The sequence below is a fragment of the Asaia sp. W19 genome (assembly GCF_003994335.1).
In the GTDB taxonomy this organism is placed as follows: domain Bacteria; phylum Pseudomonadota; class Alphaproteobacteria; order Acetobacterales; family Acetobacteraceae; genus Asaia.
The window spans coordinates 1-3,142 of sequence record NZ_PNQZ01000177.1; the positions used below are offsets into that span (position 1 = coordinate 1).

The 3,142-nt window shown below is 59.7% G+C and carries 3 protein-coding genes; all 3 read left to right on the forward strand.

The window, feature by feature from the left end:
• A partial coding sequence (locus C0V97_RS18750; protein WP_233582262.1) for a hypothetical protein occupies positions 1-430 on the forward strand: 430 nt, incomplete at its 5' end.
• A 9-nt stretch (positions 431-439) separates the two neighbouring features.
• Positions 440-2,047 carry a hypothetical protein gene (locus tag C0V97_RS17750; protein WP_127102868.1) on the forward strand — a complete coding sequence of 536 codons (1,608 nt, stop codon included), beginning with the start codon at positions 440-442 and terminating at the stop codon, positions 2,045-2,047.
• Between the two features lie 622 nt (positions 2,048-2,669).
• Positions 2,670-3,142 (forward strand): hypothetical protein (locus tag C0V97_RS17755; RefSeq protein ID WP_199752022.1); only part of this gene is annotated, 473 nt, incomplete at its 3' end.

Here is a 3,142-nt window from a genome sequence, read left to right on the forward strand (position 1 = left end):
GGGCGCGCACACCCATGGGGGCTACACGGGCGCGGCGGGGGCGTTCTCAGCGAGCGTCTCGACCGACGCTCAGGGTGGTCATGGCCATGGAGGCAACACCCTTCAACACGCCCTGACCAACGACGAAATACCTTCCCACTCCCACCAACAAGCGGGTTCTGCATCCGCCCAGATCGTAACGTCTACGAGCGGCACGACCTCGCTTCTTACCTCGATCAACGGCAACTCTGCGATACAGGGGCCGTACACGGGCGGCGCTGGGGCTGGAGCTGCTCATACGCACGGCATCAGCACAGACGGCCAGCACACCCACAACGTGGCGATCTCACAGGCAGCGCACAGCCACTCTATCGCTCAAGACGGCGCACATCAGCACACAGTCCCCACGATGCCGCCATACTTCGCCCTCTGCTTCATCATGAAAACTTAAGGACACCTGATGGCTCTCGTTCAATTCCGGGGGCTATCCGGCGCTGGAATCGTCTCGGACCCAAACCCCGCTGAGCTGGGCCTGAATGCCTGGTCGAGCGGGGCGAACGTCCGGTTTCACGCCAATAAGGCGGAGCGCGCTCCGGTACTGAAGACCGCCGTGCCGCTAACCGCCGCGCCCTCTTACGTCTTTTCATACCGCCCTGCATCGCTCAATGACATGATCATCAGCGTGTCCACCTCTGCGATCACGCATGTTTCATCGGGTGATGCCGTTGATCTTACCCCCGAGGCGGGGGCCAGCTATTCGCCGGGGGCGGCTTTTACGTCCACGGCCTTAGGCGATGTCACGTACCTCAACCAGCCCAGCGCTGTCCCCTTATACTTCGGGCCGCAATCCGGAAGGTTCGAGACGCTGCCAGGTTGGGACCCAAGCTGGTCCTGCCGCTCCCTGAGAAACTACGGGGACTACATGATTGCCCTTGGGGTCACTAAAGGCGCGCAGAGCGTACCTCAGATGTTCAAGTGGTCAGACCTGACGCTTGCGGGGCAGCCCCCCGGCTCCTGGGACGCGAACGATGCAACCACCAATGCAGGCGAAAACGTCATTGAGGATCTAACCTCGCCTATCGTTGATGGGTGCGCCCTGAAAGATGCGTTTGTCGTCTATGCCTCGGATCAGGCTATCCTGGTTACACAAACAGGCGACCAACTTGTATTCGCATTCACCCGCCTCGGCATTGACGGAGGGCTGATCGCACCGAACTGTGTGGTCGAGGTGGCAGGGGGGCACTACTGTTTCGGAACGTCTGACATCTACTTCCATGATGGAACAACGCAGCGATCCATTTGTGATGGCGTTTCCAGAGACTTCATCTTTGGGACACTGAACCGGAAGCTCGCCGAGGCCTGTTTCACGATCTACTCTCCGGTCCACAAAGAGATACTGTTCTGCTACGCGACGACTGACCCCGCCGCCCCCTGGAGCGGCCTGGGATGTAACCGCGCGGCGGTCTACAGCCTGACCAGCCAAACCTGGTCGTATCTAGACCTACCAAACGTGTGCTCTGGATCGTTGGTGTCCGTAGATCAGTCTCCGACATATGCGCGGTATGACTCCGATGGGCCGACCTACGCGACTACCTCGGATACCTATTTGGGCCTCGACGGCTCGCATAGTGATAACGTGATCTTCGGCTCAGCATCTACCGGGACAATCTCAGAGAGCCGTGTGCTTGCCTACGACTTCGCGAACAAGGGTAGTCTGCCCAATCTAGCGATTGAGGCTGACTGCAATTCCTCCGCTTACCTACAGCGTATCGGCCTAGACCTCGACACTCAAGGATCAGACCTGGCGACCTACAAGAATGTAAGGCGCGTCTACCCTCAATCTGTGATGTATGCCGAAACCCCCGTCACGATCACGCTGGGAGGCTCCAACACGCCCGCAGGCCCCCTCAAATGGGCTGCGCCTGTAACCTTCGACCCGACTACGCAGTACAAGGTAGATACCCTCATTGGTGGGCGCTACCTGAGCTACAGGTTCGAGGTCGATGCTCCGGTAGACTTCGAGGTTGTCGGGTTCGATGCTGACGTTGTTTCAGCGGGGAGGCGCTAATGGCACAGTCAGCAGGCGTTAAGGCGTACACGGTCTCCCCCTTACCCAGCCTTGCGAGCAGCGACCGGGACTACATGAACCGGGAACTGGGGAACATCGCGGCATCAATTCGAGCGCTCAACATGCTTTGCCCGCAAGCCGCGTCTAAGGCCCCCGTCGCACCCCTAGACGGGACCCCACGACTCTCCAGGGCGCCTTGGAGGCCCCTTGAAGGGCAAACAGAGGACCAATGGGTCTACTATGACGCAGCCAGCAGTTCTTGGAAGCCTTTCCCTGGATAAGGTGCCGGTGGTCGTCCGCCCTGACTACACGATCAGCTACGAGCGCGGTCCAGAATGTATCTTCGTCCATGTTGATGTAAGGCGCTGGACCACGGGGACTGCGCGCCAGTTCAGGGCCGACACAGAGGCCGCGCAGGGACTCTTAGGGGAACCTGTATATGCCCTCAGAGAGCCCTCAGCCCCTCTTCAGCCGAAATTTTTGGCGCTTGCCGGGTTCATTCCGTGCGGAACCGTAATCGAGTCGTCAAGCGGTGAGCCTCTGACCATTCACTGTCGCCCGTTCCCCGGAAAGCGCGTTCTACTTTTCAACCCGTAGCCCTGCGGGGCTCTTTGGAGTCCCTTTGGGAAGCAGCAAGACCAAGACGCAATCGTCTTCTACCACGTCACCCTGGGCACCCCAGGCGTCCCAGGTTCAGAACATCTTCGGCCAGGCCCAGCAGAACTACAATCAGCAGTCTGCAAACGGACCCTACACGGGCCAGATGACGGCTGGCACAAATGGCACTCTCGATAGTGCCATTGCAGGAGCCAATAATTGGGCCAACGGGACGGGCGCAAGCCTTTCCAGCGGTCAGGCCTCTGCCGGATCAACGGGCCTTGGAGCACTGACGCCGTACATCAACAATGCCTCCTCGCTGGCCTCGCAGGGGCTTGATAGTGGCCTTTCAGGCATTCTCAGCGGCATTGCCAACGGCACCACATCGTCCAGCGGTCCCACGAGTGCGCTATCGTCCGCGCTGAACAATGCCGCAATCAGCGGCACGAACGGCCTGACCAACGCCCAGAACACCCTTTCAAACGTCTCCAGTCAGGC